We start from the raw sequence: 22574 nt of genomic DNA on the forward strand, positions 1-22574 counted from the left end.
CATCTCGTCTCGTTGAAAGTCGAAAGGGGTGCTGCCGTAGTATAAGGGCGACCGAGACTATTACCAATGATTTTAAGAAGGTGGGCACCGTGGCTGAAGCCTCAGGAATCTCCCGCGACGAGGTCGCAGGCATCGCGCGACTCGCGCGGATTGCCGTGAGCGAAGAGGAATTGGACCAGCTCGCAGGCCAGTTGGACACCATTGTTGAGGCTGTCTCAGCGGTTCAGGCTGTAGACACCGAGGGTGTTGAGCCGATGAGCCACCCGCACTCGATTGATGCGGGTATGCGCGAGGATGTACTGCGTCCCACGTTGACGCAGGAGCAGGCGCTCGACCAGGCACCCGAGGTCGAGGAAGACCGCTTTATGGTTCCGCAGATTCTGGGGGAGGAGCAGTAAATGACCGAGTACACCATTCCCGCAGAAGGGCTGACCAGCCTGCCGGCGCACGTTTTGGCTGAGAAGATCCAGGCCGGTGAGGTAACTTCCCGCGAGGTCACCCAGGCGTTCCTTGACCGCATCGCGGAGACCGATGACACGATCGGTGCGTTCCTTCACGTTGGTGCGGAGGAAGCTCTCGCAGTTGCCGACGAAGTGGATGCGGCCGTCAAGGCCGGCGAAGCCCCGGCATCCCCGCTCGCGGGTGTGCCGCTGGCGTTGAAGGACCTGTTTGTCACCACCGATGCGCCGACCACGGCTGCGTCGAAGATGCTCGAGGGCTACATGAGCCCGTACGACGCGACGATCGTGTCCAAGATCCGTGCCGCGAAGATCCCGATTCTGGGCAAGACCAACCTGGACGAGTTCGCCATGGGTTCGTCGACGGAGAACTCCGCCTACAAGGTCACCCGCAATCCGCACGACCTGGACCGCACCCCGGGTGGTTCCGGTGGCGGTACGGCCGCAGCGCTGGCTGCTGGCCAGGCACCGCTGGGCATCGGTACGGACACCGGTGGTTCGATCCGCCAGCCGGCATCCCTGACCGGCACCGTGGGCGTGAAGCCGACGTATGGTGCGGTGTCGCGTTACGGCATGATCGCCAACGCTTCTTCGCTAGACCAGGCTGGCCCGTGCGCCAACAACGTGCTGGATACGGCGCTGCTGCACCAGGTCATCGCTGGCCACGACGAGTTCGACGCCACCAGCGTTGACCGCCCGGTGAGCCCCGTCGTCGAGGCTGCAAAGCAGGGCGCTACTGGTGACCTCACCGGCGTCAAGGTTGGCCGCGTGAAGCAGTTCGGCGGCGAGGGGACGCAGGCGGGGGTTGCGGAGGCCGTCGATAAGGCAATCGCACAGCTCGAGAGCCAGGGCGCGGAGATCGTCGAGGTGGATTGCCCCACGTTCGAGCACGTCATGGGTGCGTACTACATCATTCAGACATCGGAGGTCAGCTCGAACCTCGCGCGTTTCGACGGCATGCGTTACGGCAAGCGCGTCGGCGACGACGGCAAGAACTCCGCTGAAGAGGTCATGGCTCTGACTCGTGGTGAGGGCTTCGGTGATGAGGTGAAGCGCCGCGTCATCCTGGGTACCTACGCTCTGTCTGTTGGCTACTACGACGCGTACTACCTGCAGGCACAGCGCATTCGTACCCTCATCGCGCAGGACTTTGCCAAGGCTTTCGAGCAGGTGGACATCATCGCCGGCCCGGCAACGCCGACCACGGCTTTCAAGCTGGGCGACAAGATCGATGACCCGTTGGCCATGTACAACTTCGACCTGTTCACCCTGCCGCTGAACCTGGCTGGTCTCCCGGGCATGTCTGTTCCGGCGGGCACCGCCTCGGACACGGGTCTGCCGGTTGGTCTGCAGCTCATCGCGCCGGCGTTCGCCGACGAGCGCCTCTACCGCGTGGCAGCAGCCTTTGAAGCCGGCCGTTAATCCCTGGAATACCCTCGCAGCGCTGGCTGCGGGGTATTTTCTCGTTCTCATTGATCAGGGCTTCATGCCCGTGATCACGCCGCTGTTGCCTTTCGACGTTGGCAATGCCGTCTGGCTCACCAGCGTGTACCTGCTGTGCACGGTTGCGCCCATGCCGGCGTCAGGGCGTTTGGGGGATGCCCATGGGCAGCGCCGCGTGTTCCTCATCGGGTTGGCCATTTATGTGGTGGCCCTCGTGTTCGCGGGTTTGTCCTGGTCCTTCGCGTCCTTGGTTGCGGCCCGCGGACTACAAGGCTTTGGTGCGGCACTCTTCCTGCCGCAGGCCTTTGGGCTTATCCCGCGTGTGTTCAGTGAGGACCGCCAAGGGCGTGCCTTTGCTGCGTGGGGAGTCATCGGTTCGGTGGCCTCCCTCATCGGGCCGGTGGCCGGTGGTGCGATCGCGGAGTTTTCTGGGTGGCGTGCGGCTTTCTTGGCCCAAGCTGGTCTTGGTGTCATGGCGCTTATCGCGGGGCTTATTGCTTTGCCGACGCTCCCTTCCCACAACCAACGCATCTACCTCCTGCCTGTTCTGCTGTCCTTCGGCGGGCTGGGCTGTCTGGTCTACGGCATCCAATTCGGTGAATGGCTTGCTGTCGTTCTGGGGGTTCTGTTCTTGGGGCTCCTCGTGCTCTTCGCGCAGCGGGGGAGCGATGAAGGTTTTCTTCCCTTGGAGCTTTTGCGCGACCGCTCCTTCACGCTAGGGGCAGTCGGCGTGGCGGCGATGGGCTTTACGGTCGCCTCGATGTTCATTCCGCTGATGTACTGGCTGCAGACAGTCGCTGGTGCAACGCCGAGCCAATCGGGGTTGATCACGGCACCCATGTCCGTCCTCGCTCTGGTTCTGACCCCGGTTGCGGGGTACCTGACGGATCGACGCGATCCTGGCCGGTTGTGCGTTACTGGTTTTGGGGTGTCCGCCGCGGGAATCGGTCTGGCCATTGCGCTTATTCAAGCCGGCGCAGGTGTGTGGTGGTTCCTGGCGGTCACGGCGCTGCTGGGCATCGGCGGTGCCTTCGTCTGGGCCCCCAATGCGGCGGTGACCATGCGCGGTATCGCAGACCACCACACTGGTGCGGCATCGGGGTTGTACAACACGGCACGCCAGGTGGGTAGCGTCATCGGCGTTGCACTGGTGGGCACGGTGCTGGCCTCCGGAGCCATTGAAGCCACTGCGGGCAAGGCTTTGGCGCTGCCAGCAGCAGCCATGGTGGTAGGAGCACTGGCGTCTCTGGTGCTCGCGAGCGGTCGAAGGCGAGCCGTCGCGGACATGCCGGCGTAATCGCGCTAGTCTGGGACCCATGCGTCTTGCCACACTGACCTCCGGCGGCGACTGCCCCGGCCTGAATGCTGTTATCCGCGGTATCGTCCGCACCGCGAGCTCCGAGTTCGGCTCCACGGTGGTGGGGTACCGCGATGGCTGGGTGGGTCTCATGGATGATCTGCGCGAAGACCTGTATGACGACGCGTATATGGATTCCATCCTGCTGCGCGGCGGCACGATCTTGGGTACCGGCCGCCTGCACCCGGACAAGTTCAAGGCCGGGATCGATCAGATCAAGGAGAACCTCGCGGATGCGGGAGTGGACGCCCTCATCGCCATTGGTGGCGAAGGCACCCTCAAGGGCGCGAAGTTCCTCTCCGACAACGGCATCCCGGTGGTGGGCGTGCCGAAGACGATTGACAATGACGTCAATGCCACGGACTACACCTTCGGCTTTGACACCGCAGTGTCGGTGGCCACGGATGCCATTGACCGCCTTCACACCACGGCGGAATCCCACAACCGCATCCTCATCGTTGAGGTGATGGGCCGCCACGTGGGATGGATCGCGCTGCACGCCGGTATGGCTGGCGGTGCACACTACACCGTCATCCCGGAGGACCCCTTCGATATCGAAGATATTTGTAAGTCGATGGAGCGTCGCTTCCAGATGGGGGAGAAGTACGGCATCATCGTCGTCGCCGAAGGCGCTGTGCCGAAGGAAGGCACGATGGATGCCGGCCTGGGGGAGGAAGACGAGTTCGGCCACAAGACCTTCAAGGGCATGGGGCAGATTATCGGCGATGAGATCCACAAGCGTCTCGGCTATGACGTGCGCACCACAGTCCTGGGCCACATCCAGCGCGGTGGTACCCCCACCGCCTACGACCGCGTGTTGGCTACCCGTTATGGCGTCCACGCCGCGCGTGCAGCACACGAAGGCAAGTTTGGTATGTCTGTTGCCCTCCACGGTGAGAACATCGACCTGGTCCCGCTCGAAGACGCCGTGGGCACGCTGAAGCGTGTGCCAGAACACCGGTACAAAACTGCTCGTGCCATGTTCGGCTAAGCCGACATACTGAGTAGAATTTTCTCGCGTGCGAACTCTAGTCACCGGCGGTGCCGGATTCATCGGATCACATCTCGTAGACCAGCTCATCAGCAATGGCCATGACGTTGCTGTTATCGACGATTTGAGTTCCGGCAACCCCGCTAACCTCCGCCACCACACGAATGTGGAGCTGGTGGAGGCGGATGTGAGGGGCGAGGGGCTGGGGGAGATCGTCGATAAGCTTGCTCCTGAGGTGATCTTCCACTTGGCAGCGCAGATCGACGTGCGCGCCTCCGTCGCCGACCCGGTGGCGGATGCGGAGACGAATATTGTGTCCACCATTCGTCTCGCGGAAGCAGCGCGCCGAGCTGGCGTGCGCAAGATCGTGCATACCTCCTCAGGTGGGTCGATTTATGGCGTCCCAGCGGATTTGCCTATCAGCGAAACCTGCCCACCAGACCCCCATTCCCCGTACGCCGCGTCCAAGCTGGCCGGCGAGCAGTACCTGAATGTGTACCGCCATTTGTACGGGCTGGAGTGCAGTTTCATTGCGCCCGCGAACGTGTACGGGCCACGCCAGAACCCGCACGGGGAGGCCGGTGTGGTGGCGATTTTCTCCGAGAACCTGCTGCACGGTCAGCCCACGAAGATCTTTGGCGGCGGCACGAATACGCGCGACTATGTCTACGTCGAGGACGTTGCGCGCGCGTTTGTCCTGGCCGCGGGGGATAAGGGTAACGGGATGCGCTTCAACATTGGTACGTCCATTGAAACGACGGACCGTGAACTGCATACGCTGGTGGCCAAGCATGCGGGAGCGCCAGATGCCCCTGAGAATCATCCAGCACGCCTCGGTGATGTGCCGCGCTCAGCGCTCGATGCCACCCGCGCGCGTGAGGTCCTGGGCTGGGAACCCACGGTGAGCCTGGATGAAGGAGTCTCCCGGACCGTTGACTACTTTCGAGGAGCATGATGAGTTTTTGTGAAACCCCCACGATGAGCAATGAGTGGGTCACCCTAGAGCCACTGAGCCCCGCGCATGTGGAGTCACTTGCCGCGCACGTCGGTGATCTGTCGGAGCTCTGGTACTTAGACCACATTCCTACGCCAGAGGGGGTGCCGGCGTACATCGATACGCTGCTCGCTGAGCAGAAACAGGGCACCCGCGCGCCGTGGGCGATTGTGACGCCGGAAGGCCAGGCTATCGGCGTGACCACCTTCTTCCACCCCGACCCGGCGAACAGGAACATCGAGATCGGCTCGACATGGCTGACCAAAGAGGCGCAGGGTACCCCGATCAACAAGGCGGCGAAGCTGCTTTTGCTGCAGCGCGCGTTCGAGGAGCTTGGTTGCCTGCGCGTAGAGATTCGGACGCACTACATGAACCGTCAGTCGCGCACGGCTATTGAGAGCCTCGGTGCGAAGCTGGACGGGGTGCTGCGCCGCCACAAGATCCTCAAGAGCGGTCTCGTCCGTGACACGTGCGTGTACTCGATTCTGGACACGGAGTGGCCCGAGGTGAAAACCGCGCTCGAAGCCAAGCTGCGCAGCTAGATTGCGTCCAGCCCGATGTCCAAGACCCTCACAGAGTGCGTGAGCGCCCCCACGGCCAGGTAATCTACGCCCGTTTCCGCATATTCACGCGCATCACTGAGCGTGAGCCCACCCGAAGATTCCAGCTTCGTAGCCGGGGACATCGCATTTCGCTTATCGACGGCCTCCCTCGTCCCCTCCACCCCAAAATTGTCCAGCATCACCAGGTCAGGCGTGAACGCGAGCACCTCCTCGAGCTGGGTAAGGTTATCCACCTCGACTTCGCGGGGGAGGTGGGGGAAGGTGGCGGTGGTGCGTCGATAAGCTTCGGCGACACTTCCCACGCTGGCGACGTGGTTGTCCTTGATCAGCACCGCGTCGCCCAAGCTCATACGGTGATTGACCCCGCCGCCGCAGCGCACGGCGTATTTGGCAAGGTCACGGTAACCAGGCAGCGTCTTGCGGGAATCCCGCACACGGGCGTGGGTGCCGGCGAGCGCCTGGGTCCATTCGTTGGTGTGGGTGGCAATGCCGCTGGCGTAGGTGAGCAGATTCAATGCGGTGCGTTCCGCGGACAAGATGGCGCGTGCGGGGCCAGAGACAGTCGCGAGATGATCGCCGGGAGCAGCCGCGTCACCGTCCACTGCGTGGATGTCCACGGTGATGGCGGGGGAGACCTCGTTGAATGTCCAGCGCGCGGCGTCAAGGCCCGCGACGACTCCGTCCTGGCGGGGTACGAGTGCTGCGGTCAACTGCACATCGGCGTCGATCGTTGCTTCTGTAGTGGCGTCCGGACCATGCGCGAAATCCTCCGACAGGCCAAGGCGGATGAGCCGCAGCGTGGCGTCTTTGTTCAAACCCTGCACTGGCTTACTCCCCGCTGCCTGGGTTGCCGATGGCGATCATGTGCTCCAGCGACTGCCGCGCCTTCGCCGCGACATCCTCCGGCACAGTGACCTCGTCCTTCATGTCGCGCAGGCTGGCCACGAGCTTCTCCGGCGTGATCATCTTCATGTACGTGCACGATGCCTGCGGGTTCACCGGCTGGAAGTCCGTGTTCGGGGACTTCAGTTGCAGCTGGTGGAGCATGCCCACCTCGGTGGCCACGAGCACCGTGCCCTGCGTGTCATGCGCTGCCTGGTCGAGCATTCCGCCGGTGGAGAGCATGTGCACGCGGGATGGATCGATGACGCCTTCTCCCGCCAAATAGATCGCGGAGTTGGCGCAGCCGCACTCTGGGTGGATGTACAGCGGCGCATGGGGGTGGGCAGCTGCCTGTTCGGCGAGTTGCTTGCCGTTGATGCCGGCGTGGACATGGCACTCGCCAGCCCAGATGTGCATGTTCTCGCGCCCCGTCATGCGCTTGGCATGGGCGCCGAGGAACTGATCAGGGCAGAAGAGGATCTCCTTGTCCGGATCAATGGATTCCACGACCTCTACCGCGTTGGAGGAGGTGCAGCAGACATCGGTGAGCGCCTTCACCTCAGCGGTGGTGTTGACGTAGCTGACCACCACGGCACCGGGGTGTTCGTCCTTCCAAGCCTGGAGCTGCTCGGCAGTGATGGAATCCGCCAGCGAGCACCCAGCGTCCGCATCCGGGATCAGTACGGTCTTGTCTGGGCTCAGGATCTTCGCACTTTCTGCCATGAAGTGCACGCCACAGAAAACAATGACATCTGCATCCGTCTCAGCAGCGATGCGGGAGAGGGCCAAAGAATCGCCGGTGAAATCAGCAACATCTTGGATCTCTGGGATCTGGTAGTTATGCGCCAGAATGACGGCGTTTCGTTCTTTCTTCAGTTTTTGCACTTCATCGGTCCACATGTGTTCAATGTAGCCCGCTTTAGTCTTTATGAGGGCAAATCCACCCCCAATGAACATGTTTCACACAGTGGGAGTTACAGTCCACGGTATGGAATTGACGGGAACTGAACAGAATCAGAGCACACAAGATCGCTCAGCTTTCATCGCCACGGTTGGATTCCCAATCCTGGTGATCATCGGTGGCATCATCGGTTTTGCGGCCCCGAGCGTCGTCGCCCCCATCTCGGGATGGACGACCTGGCTGCTGGGCATCGTCATGTTCGGCATGGGCCTGACGCTGACGGGCAATGACTTCGTCTTTGTGGCGAAGAAGCCACTGCCGGTGTTGATCGGTGTGGTTGCTCAATTTGTGATCATGCCGTTGGCAGCCGTCGCCTTGACGTGGGCGCTGCGTCTCCCGCCGGAGATTGCAGCCGGTGTCATCCTCGTTGGTTGTGCACCCGGCGGAACGTCCTCCAACGTTGTGTCGTACCTTGCGCGTGGCGACGTGGCCCTGTCCGTCACCATGACCTCTGTGTCCACCCTGCTGGCACCACTGCTCACCCCGCTGCTGACCCTGTGGTTGGCAGGGGAGCACATGGATGTCAGTGCCGGCCCGATGGCGCTGTCCATCCTCAAGATGGTTGTCCTGCCGGTTGGTCTGGGGCTGTTGGTGCGCTTCTTGGCGCCGAAGTTCGTCGAAAAGCTTCTGCCGGCGTTGCCGTGGGTATCCGTGACGGCGATCGCCATGATCGTGGCCATCGTGGTTGCGGGCTCCCGTGACAAGCTCGCGCAGGCGGGTCTTATTGTTCTCATCGCGGTCATCCTGCACAACGCCATCGGCTACGCGCTCGGCTACCTCACCGGCAAGGTGACGGGCCAGCCAGAATCAACGGCGCGCACCATGGCTGTCGAAGTGGGCATGCAGAACTCCGGCATGGCGGCAACGCTTGCCACCGCATACCTCAGCCCACTGGCGGCGCTGCCTGGCGCAGTGTTCTCCGTCTGGCACAACCTGTCGGGTGCAGTTTTGGCGCTGATCTTCCGCGCCCAGGACCGAAAGAAGCAGTAACTGGAGCTATCGTCTCGGCGGTAGCGGAAGGGCATTACACTGGTCAACTATGACTGCGTACGATCTGATGGATTACCACGAAGTACTGGACAAGTACGACCCGGTTATGGGCCTTGAGGTGCACGTCGAGCTCGGTACCGAGACGAAGATGTTCTCCACCTCCTCCGCACACTTCGGTGCAGAGCCAAATACAAACGTTGACCCGGTGTCGCTGGGTCTGCCTGGCGCGCTGCCGGTGGTGAACGCGAAGGGCGTGGAGTGGGCCATCAAGATCGGCCTGGCTCTCAACTGCAAGATTGCGGAGTCCTCCCGCTTCGCCCGCAAGAATTACTTCTACCCGGACCAGCCGAAGAACTACCAGATTTCGCAGTACGACGAGCCGATCGCATACGACGGATACCTGGATGTTCTGCTTGACGACGGCACCGAGTGGCGCGTCGAAATCGAACGCGCCCACATGGAGGAGGACACGGGCAAGCTGACCCACCTGGGTTCTGCTTCGGGCCGTATCTCCGGTGCGACGGCGTCCTTGGTTGACTGCAACCGTGCGGGTGTGCCGCTTATTGAGATTGTGACCAAGCCGATCATCGGCGCCGGCGAACGCGCGCCAGAGGTCGCCCGCGCATATGTCGGTGCGTTGCGTGAGCTGGTCAAGGCTCTCGGCGTATCCGATGCGCGCATGGACCAGGGTTCCATGCGCTGTGACGCCAACGTTTCCCTGCGTCCGAAGGGGCAGGAGAAGTTTGGTACGCGTACGGAGACCAAGAACATCAACTCCCTGAAGTCCGTCGAGCAGGCTGTGCGCTACGAGATGCAGCGTCAGGCTGGCGTCCTGGAAGAGGGCGGGGAAGTGGTGCAGGAAACCCGCCATTACCAGGAGACCGATGGTTCCACCTCCAAGGGTCGCCCCAAGGAGGAAGCGAGCGAGTACCGCTACTTCAACGACCCTGACCTGCCGCCGGTGATTGCCAAGCCGGAGTGGGTGGAAGAGATCCGCGCGACCCTGCCGGAGCTTCCGTGGGTCCGCCGCGCGCGCATCCAGGAAGAGTGGCAGCTGCCGGAGAAGGAATTCCGTGATCTGGTCAACGCTGGTGCTCTCGACCTCATCGTGGACACCGTCGAAGCCGGCACCACCCCGGATGAGGCACGTGCATGGTGGGTTTCCTACATCGCTGGCAAGGCCAACGAGGCCGGCACCGAGCTCGATGCGCTGGGTGTCACCCCAGCCGATGTGGCACGTGTTGTCGCACTAGTGAAGGAAGGCAAGCTCACCACCAAGCTCGCCCGCCAGGCTCTCGACGGCGTCATCGCCGGTGAGGGCAATGTCGACGAGGTTGTGGCTAAACGCGGCCTTGAGGTCGTGCGCGATGACGGCGCCATTGAAGCAGCCGTCGATGAGGCGCTTGCTGCTAACCCGGACATCGTGGAGAAGTATAAGGCCGGCAACACCAAGGTCACCGGCGCCATTGTTGGTGCCGTGATGAAGGCGACGCAGGGCAAGGCGGACCCGAAGTCCATCAACGAGATCATCGCGAAGAAGCTCGCCGACTAGCTTCACGACGTCCCTCGCCCCGGTCAGCCTTTCCCGCTACCGGGGCTTTGGCGTTGAAGGGTCGGTTTGACTATGGCACCTTCCAGCGATCCGCGACCTGATGTTTTGCCTGGCGCCCTTCGCCATAGTCAAACCGCATCTAGGGGGTCCCAGAGAGGCCCAGAAGGCCCATCCGAGAAGTCTGACATCCCGCCCGCACCCCAAAATCACGAAAACCCCGTGACTTGGCATTTCAGGAAACGGGGTTTCGGAGGGCGGTGAGATATCTCGACTCCGGGCGGAAAGCGAGGGGAACCCTCGGCCTACACTTTTGCCCCGGTCAGCCGTTCCTGGCTGCCGAGGTCTTGGTCCAATCGCGAACACGGGCAGGGCTGCAACCAGCATCGAGGATCACCTGGGCATCAAAGGATGCCAGGGCCTCGATCGGGTTGGTGAAACCCGCTACCAGTGATCCGAATGCGTTCATGCCACGCACACTAAACGTAAAAACCGAAACACGAAACTATCAGCCAAAACGGCCTATGGATAACTCAACAACTATCCACGGGGGTGAGCACTAAAGCACGCAACGAAACAGGCAAGAAGGCCACATAGCCAGCGAGAACAAGACGAGTTTCCAGCCCGGGAAAGGAGTTTTGGACGGTTGCAACGAAAAGCTACTTCGATTCGGGCTTGACGGCTGGGAACTCGCCCGTGGCGTACATCTCCTCGTAGGCCTTCCACTGAATCTCGTCGTCCTTTGACTCGGGGGCGCCTTCGTAGCTCTCGGACTCAGGGTCGAGCGCGGGGACATCGTTCAGATCGAAGTCACTCTCCGGGTCGGCGTCGAGGTCAGCAGCGACCTCCTCCTGCACGGACTGCCAGAGTTCCTGGTCAGCAACATGGGAATCGGCGACGAGGTCCTCAACCTCAGCGCGCTCTGAGCGAGTCAGATCTTCCATGTCCGGATCGAGCTGCGTCTCGGCGAGCTCCGCGAGGCGTTCGCGGCGCTCCGTCTCCTCCTTGATATTGCTGCGATCGCGGAACCACGCGACACCCATGACAATGCCGAGGATCAGGCCGAGGTAACCCAGGAGTGGGTAAACCCAGCCCACCAGATCAGCGAAGCCAATAAAGGACAGGGCAAAGCCGATGAAGACAGCGATTGCGTAGTACAAGCGGAACTTCTTCGGCTTGTCGTGGCTCAGGCGGCGGCCGAGGGCGTAGAAGAGGCCAACCGCGGTGTTGTAGATCATCAGGTAGATGACGATGGAGACGAAGGTGCCCACCGCCGGGTGCATCGTGGAGAAGACCATGAGCAGTGGCAGATCCGCATCCATGATGTTCTCCATGCTGAAGAACAGGATGAACACCAGGATCATCAGCAGAACCGCGAACATGATGCCGCCGAGCAGGCCACCCTTACCGGCCTGCGCGGGGTTCATGTGGGAGCCGGCGAAGACGAGCATCATGGAGCAGTCCATGATCATCACCAAGGTGGCGTAGTTCAGCGCGGTGATGAACCAATTGTTGAACGTGCCAGACGCAGGTGTATTGGTCTGCGCGAGCTCATTCAAGCTGGCGGCGTTCTCCGGCATATTCATCAGCGTGATCACAAACGCGCCCAGCAGGCAGATGATCAGCAGGGGAGTGATGAAGGAGATGACATTTGTCAGCTTGTCGATGTCCAGGAAACCGGAGCCGATAAGCAACACGACCATGATCGCGGAACCGATCCATGTGTCGAAGCCAAACTGCTGGTTCAAGTTCGAACCTGCGCCAGCCACCATGACAAAGCCGATGCAGAACAACGTGAACATCGTGGTCACGTCCATGTAGCGGGCAAGCCATGGGTGGGAAACGCTCTTGAACACGGCACTGTGATCATCAGCCATGTAGTAGGAACCGAGCTGGTATACCCACGCGCTGAAGATCGCAATGGTGATGCCGGCGATGGCGGCACCGATGATGCCGCGGTAGCCGAATGCAAGGAAGTATTGAATGACCTCCTGGCCCGACGCGAAGCCAGCACCAACGGTGAGGCCTACAAGCGCAAGAGCCACTTTTAAGGACTTATTCATAGAAAAACCTTTAGAAATTGAAAAAATGTGCGCCATAGAGGTTATCAGAGAGGAATTATTACGGTTTCAAGCACCTTTTACCCAGTAATTAACAAGACGCCACGACAGGTTGCCGTACACGCGGTGAAGGTCCCCGAAAACAGCTGGCTGCTGACTTAGATTGGTGTGCATGACCGATACTGGCAGCACCCCGAACAAGAAACTTGGCCAAGAAGCACGCGAGCTTAACGACGCTGACGTCTTCCTCGACCTCGACGAGTCGCTGGATGACATCCCCGCTGCGCCAACATCGAATATCTACACCCGCACGGGTAAGGCTGCGCCTACTGAGGTGCTGCCAGCAGCGTCCACTGAGCCAAGCAAGGACGCCACGCTTGACGACGAGCCGATCAAAATCGTGGCAGGAGAACCCCAAACGCCTTCCACTCCGGAACCCGCACCGGCGGCTGACACGAAGGATACGAAGGGTGTGAAGACGGAAAGCCTCGCGACGGTTTCTGCGGGTGCTGCAGCACCGACTTCTGCGCTCAGCCCTGAAGAGCCGGTAGCGGAGGACAACGTTGAACCGGCAGCCCCGGCAGCGCAGCCAGTGTCCCTAGATCGCGGCACCATGGACTTTGGTGTCATGATTCTGCGCGTGGTGTTGGGCGCGGTGCTCACATTCACCGTCCTTGGAACGTTCTTCCAGCTGGGCACGAATGAGGGTCTGGCTGCCCTCCAAGACCAGCTGCAGCAGGCTGGCCACGCTCAGGCAGCAGCGCTTTCTATTGCTGTTCCGACGATGCAGCTTGCTGCCGGTGTGTTCCTTCTGCTGGGTTTGATTACCCCGCTCGCAGCCACGGTGGCAGTGGCCGTCACCGGCTTCACAGCATTGGATGCTGTGGCCGGAACGGTGTCGCCTTTCAACTGGGACCCGGCCGCGTGGCTGGCAGTTGTTCTGCTGGGTATGGCCCTAGCGGTTCAATTTACTGGCCCTGGCGTCATCGGTATCGATTACGGCCGCAGCTGGGCGCGCCGCCCACTTGCTAGCTCGTGGCTCGGTGCCGCTGTTGGTCTCGCTGTTGCCGGACTTTTGTGGTGGTTCCTGTAAACGCCACTCGGAGGATGCGGTGTAGATCAGGTATCCGATAAACACCGCTAGACCCATCAGGCCGATCAGGTTGCTTGCTACCCAGGTTGTCCATCCAACATTGCCGGGGTCGCTCTCGGGCGCCAACAGGTAGCCCGGGACGACCCATGCGCCGGCGGCGATGGAAAGAATGACGCGCAGCGCCTCTTCACGGACGATGAGGATTACAGGCAGCGCCAGAATCACGCCTGCCCAGTGGTGGGAGACTGCATACGGTCCGCCGATGGAAATCCCCAACACGACGATGAGGAGGGCTTCCACGCTTCGGTTGTGCTTCTCCAGCTGGTAAGCCACGTAGATCGTGGCGGCGGCGAAGAAGACAAAGATGAATGGCGTGACAGCGCCCACCTGGTCCACGCTCAGCACGCTTCGGGACAGAATGCCGCCGAGGCCCTGGTTGTTCGGGTAGTTCACCTGGCCGCCGCGGTCAGTCTCGAAAAAGATGACTGTCCAGAAGTCCACGGACTCCTTCGCACGGGCGATGAACCCAAAGATGACGGTGACAAAGAAGAATCCCGCGGCGCGGGCGAGTGACCACCAGTCCTTGCGTACCAAGAAGATGATGGCGTAGGCAGCCGGTGTAATCTTCACGCCCGCAGCCAGACCAATGCCAAGTCCACGAATCGGCTTAGGGGTGTACCCCAGCACGTCAGCGGTGACCAGGAACACCAGGAAGACGTTGATCTGGCCGAAATACAGGTTCGCCTGAATCATGTCCAAGCACGTGGCAAATCCAGCCAGGGTGATGGCCCAGTACGGCCAGTCCTTAATACCGGCGCGATGGCAAGCCATAGCCATGATGCCCACGACGCACGCAACAATCGTGGCGTTCCACACGATGTCCATGAAGAGTTCCCCGCCCACGGTCAAGGGGAGGAACAGGACAGCCGCAAACGGTGGGTAGATGAAGGCGTATCCGCTGCGGGAGGGGAAGCCGTCGTAAAGCGGATGCCCGTGCCGGATCGCATTGCCTGCGTCGCGGAAGACACCGACATCCAGCAACCTGCTATCGAAAGCCGTGAGGTAGCTGTTGTACAGGTTCACCGCGCCCAGCGTTACGGCGAGCACGATGAGCAGGAACCGGATGATTAGTCGAGTTTGCGCACGGCGCCCTTGTCCGCCGACGTTGCCATGCGCGCGTAGGCCTTGAGCGCCTTCGTGACGTGGCGAGTGCGATTCGGTGTCCATGGATTGTCCTTTGTTTCCATCGCCGTGCGGCGCTTATCAAGTTCTTCGTCGTCCACTTCGAGGGACAGGATGCGGTCGCGCACCGAAATGCGGATGGTGTCACCGTTCTCAATCAAGCCGATGAGACCACCCTGGGCAGCTTCCGGCGAAATGTGGCCGATGGACAGACCAGATGTACCGCCGGAGAAGCGGCCATCGGTGATGAGGGCGCACACCTTGCCCAGGCCTGCGCCCTTGAGGAAGGACGTGGGGTGGAGCATTTCCTGCATACCCGGGCCGCCAGCGGGGCCTTCGTAGCGGATGACCACGACATCGCCCGGCTGAACCTCACGAGACAGAATCATGGACACGGCCTGCTCCTGCGAGTCGACGACGCGGGCAGGGCCGGAGAACTCCCACAGCTCCTGGTCCACGCCAGCTGTCTTCAGAATGGCGCCGTCCTCGGCGAGATTGCCACGCAGAACCACCAAGCCACCATCGGAGCTGAACGGGTGGTCAAAGTCGTGGATGACACCGTTGACAGAGTCCGTGTCCAGGCTGTCCCAGCGGTTGGACTGGGAGAATGCTTCGATGGAACGCACACCACCAGGGGCAGCGTGGAAGAGGTCAATGGCTTCTTCGGTTGCCTTGCCGCCGCGAATGTCCCAGTCATCGAGCCATTCCTGCAGGGTGGGGTAGACCACCGAGTGGACATCGGTGTTGAGCAAGCCAGCGCGGTTGAGCTCACCCAGGATGGCGGGGATGCCGCCAGCGCGGTGCACGTCCTCAATGTGAGCGTCACCGTTTGGAGCGACCTTGGAGATGCACGGGATCTCATGCGAGAGCTCGTCAATATCCTTCAGGTCAAAGTTGATCTCACCTTCCTGCGCAGCGGCAAGCGTGTGCAGGATCGTGTTGGAGGACCCACCCATGGCCATATCCAAAGCCATGGCGTTACGGAACGCATCACGGGTGGCCACATTGCGCGGCAGCACGGATTCATCGCCTTCGCCGTAGTAGCGGCGGCAGATGTCCATGATGGCAGCGCCAGCGCGTTCGAACAGGCGGCGGCGGGCAGTGTGCGTAGCCAACGTCGTGCCGTTGCCCGGCAGGGAGAGGCCCAGTGCTTCTGTCAGACAGTTCATCGAGTTTGCGGTGAACATGCCGGAGCAGGAGCCACAGGTCGGGCAGGCTGAATCGACGATGCGGTCCAGAGCCTCATCGCTGACCTCATCATTCGCGGAGTAGGAAATCGCGTCCACGAGGTTTGTCTTCGTACCGGACTGCGCAATGCCATCCACGACGACAGCCTTACCGGCCTCCATCGGTCCACCGGACACGAAGACAGCGGGGATGTTCAGGCGCATCGCCGCGTTGAGCATGCCCGGCGTGATCTTGTCGCAGTTAGAAATGCACACCATGGCATCCACGGTGTGGGCGTTGACCATGTACTCAACCGAGTCGGAGATGATCTCGCGGCTGGGCAGGGAGTACAGCATGCCGCCGTGGCCCATCGCAATGCCATCGTCGACAGCGATGGTGTTGAATTCCTTTGGAATACCGCCTGCTTCACGTACGGCCTCAGCAACAATGTCGCCGACGTTCTTCAAGTGCACGTGGCCGGGCACGAACTGTGTATACGAGTTCACAATCGCCACGATCGGGCGGCCGAATTCGTTGTCTTTGGTTCCGGTGGCCTTCCACAGAGCGCGCGCACCAGCGGCCTGGCGGCCAACGGTGGTGACCCGGGAACGGAGAGGGATCGCGTTGGGCACGTGCTTACTCCTTGTCTGCTTGTGCTTCTGTTTCCGCGTGTTCTTGCACGTGGGCTTCGTACTCTTCCTGTGTCATGAGCACGGAGTTGCCTTCGGTGTCGGTGACTTCCACCATTCCGTCTGCTGCTTCCGCGGCCTCCGTAATCACGTCGGTGATACGGCCCTGGGATGCTTCAGACAGTGCCGGCAATGAATTGAACGTTACTCCGGGCAAGGGGAATTGCTTCCCATTCTTGGTGGTAGCAAGAGCCTTCATGCCCTTGAAGGACACGCCTTTGAGTTCTTCCCACGGGATTTCTTCGTTTTTACGGAAGAGGTAGGTGATGGAAACGCCCGACTCATCAACCCGCGTGTGTGCTTTGAGCACCCACAGGACGAAGACCACCGGGAAAATCAGGACCCAGCCCAGGTAAAGCGGGGCCCATGAGATAGCAATGAGCCCAATGCCCGTCATCAAAGCCACCGCGAGGAGGTGGGTGCGGTCTGGAGTGAACGTTCGGCCGACAGAAGTCATGGGTGTCATGCTATCCAACTGGGTGTCATTCAAGGCAGTCACGTGAGGGTTACGGTCGTACGGGCTCGCTTATCGACGATTCGTTGACCCCTTGCTCAGTCGGATTCTGCCCCGGCTGTTGCGGGCTGGTTTGGTCCGTAGGGGCATCAGTTTGGCCAGTTGTCGGCTCAGCCGTGGTGGCCGTTGCCTCAGCGGTGTTAGTGGGGGTGACCTCGGTCGTTGGTACGGGCGCCTGGGTTGGTGTCGGTTGTGGCTGTGGCGTCTCAATCACTGATGAGGGAGTGCTGATCCGTGGTGGGGCAAGAATTCCTGAATTTTTATCACTGCTCTCCGCCGAATCAAGCGTCAAACCACGGAAGACAAGGAGAATGAAGAAGAGGAGGATGAGCATGCCAGTGGACGCGCGGACGCGGCCACCAAGGGTGCCGAAGGAATAGCGGCTCTTCTTGGACTCTTTGTCCCTATCCTCTTTGTTCTGCGTCGCCGGATCATCTTCCGGGGCGGTGTTATCCGCCTTCGTGGGGGTACCAGCGGACAAGCCCATGCGCTTGCCTTTATTGGCATCCTCCTCCAGCAGGGCAGAGGCGATGATCGGTTTTGTCTCGGGCTGCTTTTCGTGTTCTGTTTCCCACTGGTTCCACTCCGAGGCATAGCGCTTCCCAACGAATGCTGGGGTGAAGGCGGTGGTGCGGGTGTCGTTTTCGTCGAAAAGCGGTGCATCCGGCATGGCTGCGGCTGAACCGTACTCATCGAAGAACTCGTCGAGGAGGTACACGCGAATGGCGCGCTCGATGGGGAACTGGTCACCCGGGCTGCACCGCACCATGAAGCGAATATCCAGTGTCCACGGCATACCAACGGTGTTCGGCGGATTGAGTGCAGTACCTGGCTGGCACAGCAAATCACCCTGGATGAGCGGAACAATATCTGGCTCCGAAATCGCACGACGTGCAGCTGCTTCCGCCCGGGAGATGACCTCCTCGGTGTTGTGCGAACCCAACAGGGGCACGGGCACTTCCACGAGGGCGCGCGACCAGTGGTTGGAATTATTGATGCACACCTGGGCAGCAGAGTTCGGAATAGTCACTGTGTATTGCTCAAGCGTGCGCACCTGGGTGGCGCGCATGGTGATCTGAATGACGTCACCGGTCACATCAATGCCATTGCCCTGGAACGTGACCAAGTCGCCCACGCCGTACTGCTTCTCCGTGAGGATGAAGAAGCCGGCCACGAAGTCAGCGATGATCTGCTGTGAACCAAAACCAATCGCAGCCGACACGACAGTGGCGGGGATGGCGGCGCCGGCAAGCGAGAAGCCGAGCTGCTGTAGGAAGAAAACAAGAATGAGAAAGTATGCAACCAACTGGGCAATATAAATGCCTACGCCGGCGAGCGCGAGGGAAGTTTTACCCTCATTCGTGTCTTTAGATTCAGATACCTGACGTTCCACATAGCGGTTGGCCAGGCGGCCTGCGCGGGGAACCAGAAAGGCAAGGACAAGTAAAAGGGCCAGGTTAATACCGGTGTCGGCAAGCCAACGCCAGACCTGGTCAAGAATCAGTGAGAACGGCATAACACAAACAGAGTAGCTCGATGAAGCTGAGAATGGGCTGATGAATCGTGTATGATATTCAGCATGACTTTTATTGGGCTAGTAGTGGTACCGCGCGGCGCTTCGCGTGACTGATGCTTCTTTAAGCATCGGATCCGGTTGCACAAACGGCCGATTACAGCAAGCGCCCCCGCCAACACAGCGGGGGCTTTGTTATTGGTCACCCCAAGATCACATCCCCAGGCTGGGTGTGATTAAGTCTGGTAAAACACCGAAAAGGCCTCACATAAGGAGTTTGAGGGAATAGTGGCAGCGTCACAGAAAAAACAGCCCGAACGCATGACAGGTGCGGAGGCGATCGTCCGCAGCCTTGAGGAGCTGGGCACGGACATTATTTTCGGTATTCCGGGAGGAGCGGTACTTCCGCTGTATGACGCCCTGTTTGCCGCCAAGAAGCTGCGCCACGTCCTCGTGCGCCATGAGCAGGGAGCGGGGCACGCGGCTGAAGGTTACGCCATTGCTTCCGGCAAGGTTGGTGTCTGCCTGGCCACCTCCGGCCCGGGTGCAACTAACCTCGTGACCGCGCTGGCTGATGCTTACCTGGATTCGGTGCCGATCGTGGCTATCACCGGTCAGGTGGGTACCGCACTGCTGGGTACGGATGCCTTCCAGGAGGCGGACATCCGCGGCATCACCATGCCGATCACCAAGCACAACATCATGGTGACTCGCGTGGAGGACATTCCCAAGGCTCTCGCGGAGGCATTCCACTTGGCGTCCACTGGTCGCCCCGGCCCAGTCCTGGTCGACTTCCCGAAGGACGTTCAGAACGCTGAGCTGGATTTCGAGTGGCCGCCGGTCATTGACTTGCCGGGCTACAAGCCAACCACTCAGCCACACAGCCGCCAGATCACCCAGGCCGCGAAGATGATCGCTCAGGCTGAGCGCCCAGTCATTTACGCCGGTGGTGGCATCGTTAAGGCCAATGCAGCAAAGGAACTGCGTGAGTTCGCTGAGCTGGCGGGTCTGCCTGTGGTGACTACGTTGATGGCGCTGGGCACGTTCCCCACCCACCACCCGCTGAACATGGGTATGCCGGGTATGCACGGCACCGTTCCGGCGGTTGCAGCGTTGCAGAAGGCCGACCTGCTCATCACCTTGGGCGCGCGTTTTGATGACCGTGTGACGGGCGACCCGGAGCACTTCGCACCGGATGCGAAGGTGATCCACGCTGACGTCGACCCAGCCGAGATTGGCAAGATCCGCGCTGCTGATGTGCCGATCGTGGGTGACGCACGTGAGGTCATCAGCCAGCTCATCGATGTGTTCAAGAAGGGCAAGAGGGCATCTGCTCCGAAGATCGATGAGTGGATGGACTACCTCGGCGATATGAAGGAGCGTTTCCCGCGCGGCTACGAAAAGCATGCTGATGGCACGCTCTCCCCGCAGTTCGTCATCGAGACCCTGTCCAAGGAAGTGGGCCCCGACGCCATCTACGTTGCCGGCGTTGGCCAGCACCAGATGTGGTCGGCACAGTTCCTCGACTTTGAGCAGCCGCGCACCTGGCTCAACTCTGGTGGCCTGGGCACGATGGGCTACGCCGTTCCTGCCGCACTGGGCGCGAAGGCTGGTTGCCCGGATAAGGAAGTGTGGGCGATTGACGGTGACGGCTGCTTCCAGATGACCAACCAGGAAATCACCACCGCCGCTGTGGAGGGCTTCCCATTCAAGGTGGCCCTGATCAACAACGGCAACCTCGGCATGGTGCGCCAGTGGCAGACGCTTTTCTACGACGGCCACTACTCCCACACCAAGCTGCACCAGGACACCACGTACATCCCGGACTTCATGGGCCTGGCTGCCGCGCTTGGTGCCGAAGCGATCCGTGTGACCACGGAGGAGGAAGTCCTTCCGGCTATCAAGCGCGCTCGCGAGATCAATGACCGCCCGGTTGTCATCGACTTCGTCGTCGGTGAGGACGCACAGGTGTGGCCGATGATTGCAGCTGGCAGCTCAAACTCTGAGATCCAGTACGCGCGCGATCTGCGCCCGCTTTTCGACGAAGAGGTGTCCGCTGGCGAATCTCCAGCAGATATCCACGAAACGATCGCTGATGCGATTGATGATGACAATGACGAGGAGAACTAAGCATGACCACTAATCATCTTTATGACGACGTGACCCGTAGCGTCCTGTCCGTGCTGGTTCAGGACGTCGAGGGCATCATCACCCGCGTGACCGCGATGTTCACGCGCCGTGGTTTCAACCTTGTCTCCCTGACTTCCGCGAAGACGGAGACCCCGGGCATCAACCGCATCACTGTTGTCGTTGACGCTTCGGAGCATGCAGTCGAGCAAATTACGAAGCAGCTGCACAAGCTTGTCGACGTGCTCAAGGTCCTCCGCTTGGAAGAAGATTCCACCATCGCTCGTTCGCTGATGCTGGTGAAGGTGAACGCCAATAACAGCAACCGCCCGCAGATTGTGGACGCTGCGAACATCTTCCGTGCCCGTGTAGTGGATGTTGCCCCGGATTCAGTGGTCATTGAGGCAACCGGTACGTCCAGCAAGCTGCGCGCACTCTTGGATGTCCTCGAGCCGTTTGGTATCCGTGAGCTCGTTCAATCTGGCCGTGTGGCACTCAACCGTGGTCCGAAGACCCTGGCTCCGTCCAAGTCTTAAAAAGTTTTTCACCCCCGTCTCACATAGTTGGACGCGTATCCCGTATAGTGGGAAACGCGACTGACACATCTCAAAAATTTTGAAAGGTTCGCTCATGGCTATTGAAGTCTTTTACGACGACGACGCTGATCTGTCCATCATCCAGGGCCGCAAGGTTGCCGTGATTGGTTACGGCTCCCAGGGCCACGCACACGCTCAGAACCTGCGTGAGTCTGGCGTTGAGGTCGTCGTGGGTCTGCGCGACGGCTCCAAGTCCGCGGAGAAGGCTCGCGAGGCTGGCTTCGAGGTCAAGTCCAACGCTGATGCCGCTGCATGGGCAGACGTCATCATGCTGCTGGCTCCGGATACTTCCCAGGCTGAGATTTTCAAGAACGATATTGAGCCGAACCTCAACGACGGCGACGCACTGTTCTTCGGCCACGGCCTGAACATCCACTTCAAGCTCATCGAGCCGGCTGAGAACATCATCGTCGGCATGGTTGCTCCGAAGGGCCCGGGCCACCTGGTTCGCCGCACCTTCGCTGACGGCAAGGGTGTTCCGTGCTTGATCGCTATCGAGCAGGACCCGAAGGGCAACGGCCACGACTTGGCTCTGTCCTACGCTGCTGCAATCGGTGGTGCCCGCGCTGGTGTCATCCCGACTACCTTCGAGGCTGAGACCGTCACCGACCTCTTCGGTGAGCAAGCTGTTCTCTGCGGTGGCCTGGAAGAGCTGATCATGAATGGCTTCGAGGTTCTCACCGAGGCTGGCTACGAGCCGGAGATGGCGTACTTCGAGTGCCTGCACGAGATCAAGCTCATCGTTGACCTCATCTACGAAGGCGGCATTGCCAACATGAACTACTCGGTGTCTGACACCGCTGAGTTCGGTGGCTACCTCTCCGGCCCGCGCGTTGTTGACGCTGGTGCCAAGGAGCGCATGCGTGATGTTCTCAAGGACATTCAGTCCGGCGAGTTCACCCGTCGCCTCATCGCCAACGTTGAGGGTGGCAACAAGGAGCTCGAAGGTCTGCGCGCCAAGATCTCCGAGCACCCGATCGAGAAGACCGGTGCTCAGCTGCGTGACATGATGTCCTGGGTTCAGAACCCGCTGACCGACACGGCTCGCTAAATAACTCGAGCATTCACCGCCTGGCCCGACTTTCATGCCGGACCAGGCGGTTTTCTCATGCCCAGGATTACATTGGCAACAACACTACGTGGTTAGCCAGGCGGACGCGGCAACAACGATCGCCTCAACACCGCGATCAAGCGTGGGTTGGAGGTCCGGGGCGAGTTCCCACGTAGCCACCAGGCAAGGTGGCGAGCACATGCTGGCCAAGATAGGCCTATTGCCGAGAGTAGAGACATGAGGTGGAAATCATAGCCACAAGCATGGGCGACGGGTAGCTCGCGGCCGGTAGTTTTATCAACCTGTGTGGCGGTGGAGGCATAGCTTTTTCCCGACGCTTCCTTGACCGGTAGCCCGTCGATATCGGCACGCGCTGCTACCGTCGGGCCCTCAC

Annotated in this window: 19 protein-coding genes and 1 pseudogene; 12 read left to right on the forward strand and 8 right to left on the reverse strand. The window is 60.7% G+C overall.

What is annotated here, in order from left to right; translation table 11 throughout:
* Positions 1 to 89: 89 nt before the first annotated feature.
* From gatC to L8U60_RS06025, 6 genes are read left to right on the forward strand one after another with little or no spacing between them, the layout of a single operon-like run.
* A complete protein-coding gene (gatC, locus tag L8U60_RS06000) occupies positions 90 to 398 on the forward strand; it encodes an Asp-tRNA(Asn)/Glu-tRNA(Gln) amidotransferase subunit GatC (RefSeq protein WP_269965464.1) in 309 nt (102 codons plus the stop codon).
* The gene (gatA, locus tag L8U60_RS06005) at positions 399 to 1880 is read left to right on the forward strand and encodes an Asp-tRNA(Asn)/Glu-tRNA(Gln) amidotransferase subunit GatA (protein ID WP_269965465.1); all 1482 of its coding nucleotides are present in this window, start codon (positions 399 to 401) and stop codon (positions 1878 to 1880) included.
* Positions 1864 to 3198 carry an MFS transporter gene (locus tag L8U60_RS06010; protein ID WP_269965466.1) on the forward strand — a complete coding sequence of 445 codons (1335 nt, stop codon included), beginning with the start codon at positions 1864 to 1866 and terminating at the stop codon, positions 3196 to 3198. Before gatA ends, L8U60_RS06010 begins: the two co-directional genes overlap by 17 nt.
* 19 nt (positions 3199 to 3217) lie before the next feature.
* Positions 3218 to 4249 carry an ATP-dependent 6-phosphofructokinase gene (locus L8U60_RS06015; protein WP_269965467.1) on the forward strand — a complete coding sequence of 344 codons (1032 nt, stop codon included), beginning with the start codon at positions 3218 to 3220 and terminating at the stop codon, positions 4247 to 4249.
* Between the two features lie 28 nt (positions 4250 to 4277).
* On the forward strand, positions 4278 to 5204 hold the full coding sequence (locus L8U60_RS06020; protein ID WP_269965468.1) for an NAD-dependent epimerase/dehydratase family protein: 927 nt from the start codon (positions 4278 to 4280) through the stop codon (positions 5202 to 5204).
* A complete protein-coding gene (locus L8U60_RS06025) occupies positions 5201 to 5785 on the forward strand; it encodes a GNAT family N-acetyltransferase (protein ID WP_269965469.1) in 585 nt (194 codons plus the stop codon). The genes L8U60_RS06020 and L8U60_RS06025 overlap by 4 nt, the downstream gene beginning before the upstream one ends.
* Here L8U60_RS06025 and nadC read toward each other — a convergent pair.
* Both nadC and nadA read right to left on the reverse strand, forming a co-directional pair.
* Positions 5782 to 6630, reverse strand: coding sequence for a carboxylating nicotinate-nucleotide diphosphorylase (nadC, locus tag L8U60_RS06030; protein WP_269965470.1), 849 nt, complete (start codon positions 6628 to 6630; stop codon positions 5782 to 5784). The genes L8U60_RS06025 and nadC overlap by 4 nt on opposite strands.
* A gap of 4 nt (positions 6631 to 6634) precedes the next feature.
* Positions 6635 to 7588 (reverse strand): quinolinate synthase NadA, encoded by a 954-nt coding sequence (gene nadA / locus L8U60_RS06035; RefSeq protein ID WP_269965471.1) that lies wholly within the window; start codon positions 7586 to 7588, stop codon positions 6635 to 6637.
* Between the two features lie 88 nt (positions 7589 to 7676).
* Here nadA and L8U60_RS06040 point away from each other — a divergent pair, with 88 nt between their 5' ends.
* Complete coding sequence (locus L8U60_RS06040) at positions 7677 to 8639, forward strand: bile acid:sodium symporter family protein (protein WP_269965472.1); 963 nt, start codon at positions 7677 to 7679, stop codon at positions 8637 to 8639.
* Between the two features lie 49 nt (positions 8640 to 8688).
* Complete coding sequence (gene gatB / locus L8U60_RS06045; RefSeq protein WP_269965473.1) at positions 8689 to 10191, forward strand: Asp-tRNA(Asn)/Glu-tRNA(Gln) amidotransferase subunit GatB; 1503 nt, start codon at positions 8689 to 8691, stop codon at positions 10189 to 10191.
* A 319-nt stretch (positions 10192 to 10510) separates the two neighbouring features.
* On the opposite strand, the gene L8U60_RS06050 is transcribed toward gatB, so the two are convergent.
* The gene (locus tag L8U60_RS06050; RefSeq protein WP_269965474.1) at positions 10511 to 10657 is read right to left on the reverse strand and encodes a hypothetical protein; all 147 of its coding nucleotides are present in this window, start codon (positions 10655 to 10657) and stop codon (positions 10511 to 10513) included.
* Between the two features lie 190 nt (positions 10658 to 10847).
* Positions 10848 to 12251: a YkvI family membrane protein gene (locus L8U60_RS06055; RefSeq protein WP_269965475.1), complete on the reverse strand. Its 1404-nt coding sequence runs from the start codon at positions 12249 to 12251 to the stop codon at positions 10848 to 10850.
* A 169-nt stretch (positions 12252 to 12420) separates the two neighbouring features.
* Between L8U60_RS06055 and L8U60_RS06060 the strand changes: the two genes are divergently transcribed.
* Entirely contained in the window at positions 12421 to 13341 is a 921-nt protein-coding gene (locus L8U60_RS06060; protein ID WP_269965476.1) for a DoxX family protein, read from the forward strand.
* Positions 13342 to 13629: 288 nt separating this feature from the next.
* Here the strand turns inward: L8U60_RS06060 and L8U60_RS06065 are convergent.
* The 4 genes and pseudogenes from L8U60_RS06065 to L8U60_RS06080 form a co-directional block, all read right to left on the reverse strand.
* Positions 13630 to 14568 (reverse strand): annotated as a pseudogene (locus L8U60_RS06065) (glycosyltransferase 87 family protein); the annotation flags it as partial.
* Positions 14469 to 16322 carry a dihydroxy-acid dehydratase gene (ilvD, locus tag L8U60_RS06070; RefSeq protein ID WP_269965477.1) on the reverse strand — a complete coding sequence of 618 codons (1854 nt, stop codon included), beginning with the start codon at positions 16320 to 16322 and terminating at the stop codon, positions 14469 to 14471. The pseudogene L8U60_RS06065 and the gene ilvD, both read right to left, overlap by 100 nt.
* Positions 16323 to 16326: 4 nt before the next feature.
* Positions 16327 to 16836, reverse strand: a complete 510-nt coding sequence (locus L8U60_RS06075; protein ID WP_269965478.1) for a PH domain-containing protein — start codon at positions 16834 to 16836, stop codon at positions 16327 to 16329.
* 49 nt (positions 16837 to 16885) lie between these two features.
* Positions 16886 to 18409, reverse strand: coding sequence for a mechanosensitive ion channel family protein (locus L8U60_RS06080; protein ID WP_269965479.1), 1524 nt, complete (start codon positions 18407 to 18409; stop codon positions 16886 to 16888).
* Positions 18410 to 18727: 318 nt separating this feature from the next.
* Here L8U60_RS06080 and L8U60_RS06085 point away from each other — a divergent pair, with 318 nt between their 5' ends.
* From L8U60_RS06085 to ilvC, 3 genes are all read left to right on the forward strand, one after another.
* Positions 18728 to 20536 (forward strand): acetolactate synthase large subunit, encoded by a 1809-nt coding sequence (locus L8U60_RS06085; RefSeq protein WP_420840159.1) that lies wholly within the window; start codon positions 18728 to 18730, stop codon positions 20534 to 20536.
* Between the two features lie 2 nt (positions 20537 to 20538).
* Positions 20539 to 21069, forward strand: a complete 531-nt coding sequence (gene ilvN / locus L8U60_RS06090; RefSeq protein ID WP_269965481.1) for an acetolactate synthase small subunit — start codon at positions 20539 to 20541, stop codon at positions 21067 to 21069.
* Between the two features lie 94 nt (positions 21070 to 21163).
* Positions 21164 to 22180 carry a ketol-acid reductoisomerase gene (ilvC, locus tag L8U60_RS06095; protein WP_269965482.1) on the forward strand — a complete coding sequence of 339 codons (1017 nt, stop codon included), beginning with the start codon at positions 21164 to 21166 and terminating at the stop codon, positions 22178 to 22180.
* Positions 22181 to 22574: the final 394 nt, after the last annotated feature.

Origin of the sequence: Corynebacterium meitnerae, from assembly GCF_027570075.1 — a bacterium.
In the GTDB taxonomy this organism is placed as follows: domain Bacteria; phylum Actinomycetota; class Actinomycetes; order Mycobacteriales; family Mycobacteriaceae; genus Corynebacterium; species Corynebacterium meitnerae.

Bases quoted from the DNA above. Each gene is read 5' to 3' on its own strand.
- gatA (WP_269965465.1), top strand. From the start codon at position 399: ATGACCGAGTACACCATTCCCGCAGAAGGGCTGACCAGCCTGCCGGCG.
- L8U60_RS06015 (WP_269965467.1), top strand. From the start codon at position 3,218: ATGCGTCTTGCCACACTGACCTCCGGCGGCGACTGCCCCGGCCTGAAT.
- L8U60_RS06025 (WP_269965469.1), top strand. From the start codon at position 5,201: ATGATGAGTTTTTGTGAAACCCCCACGATGAGCAATGAGTGGGTCACC.
- nadA (WP_269965471.1), bottom strand. From the start codon at position 7,588: ATGTGGACCGATGAAGTGCAAAAACTGAAGAAAGAACGAAACGCCGTC.
- L8U60_RS06040 (WP_269965472.1), top strand. From the start codon at position 7,677: ATGGAATTGACGGGAACTGAACAGAATCAGAGCACACAAGATCGCTCA.
- gatB (WP_269965473.1), top strand. From the start codon at position 8,689: ATGACTGCGTACGATCTGATGGATTACCACGAAGTACTGGACAAGTAC.
- L8U60_RS06050 (WP_269965474.1), bottom strand. From the start codon at position 10,657: ATGAACGCATTCGGATCACTGGTAGCGGGTTTCACCAACCCGATCGAG.
- L8U60_RS06055 (WP_269965475.1), bottom strand. From the start codon at position 12,251: ATGAATAAGTCCTTAAAAGTGGCTCTTGCGCTTGTAGGCCTCACCGTT.
- L8U60_RS06060 (WP_269965476.1), top strand. From the start codon at position 12,421: ATGACCGATACTGGCAGCACCCCGAACAAGAAACTTGGCCAAGAAGCA.
- L8U60_RS06075 (WP_269965478.1), bottom strand. From the start codon at position 16,836: ATGACTTCTGTCGGCCGAACGTTCACTCCAGACCGCACCCACCTCCTC.
- L8U60_RS06080 (WP_269965479.1), bottom strand. From the start codon at position 18,409: ATGCCGTTCTCACTGATTCTTGACCAGGTCTGGCGTTGGCTTGCCGAC.
- L8U60_RS06085 (WP_420840159.1), top strand. From the start codon at position 18,728: ATGACAGGTGCGGAGGCGATCGTCCGCAGCCTTGAGGAGCTGGGCACG.
- ilvN (WP_269965481.1), top strand. From the start codon at position 20,539: ATGACCACTAATCATCTTTATGACGACGTGACCCGTAGCGTCCTGTCC.
- ilvC (WP_269965482.1), top strand. From the start codon at position 21,164: ATGGCTATTGAAGTCTTTTACGACGACGACGCTGATCTGTCCATCATC.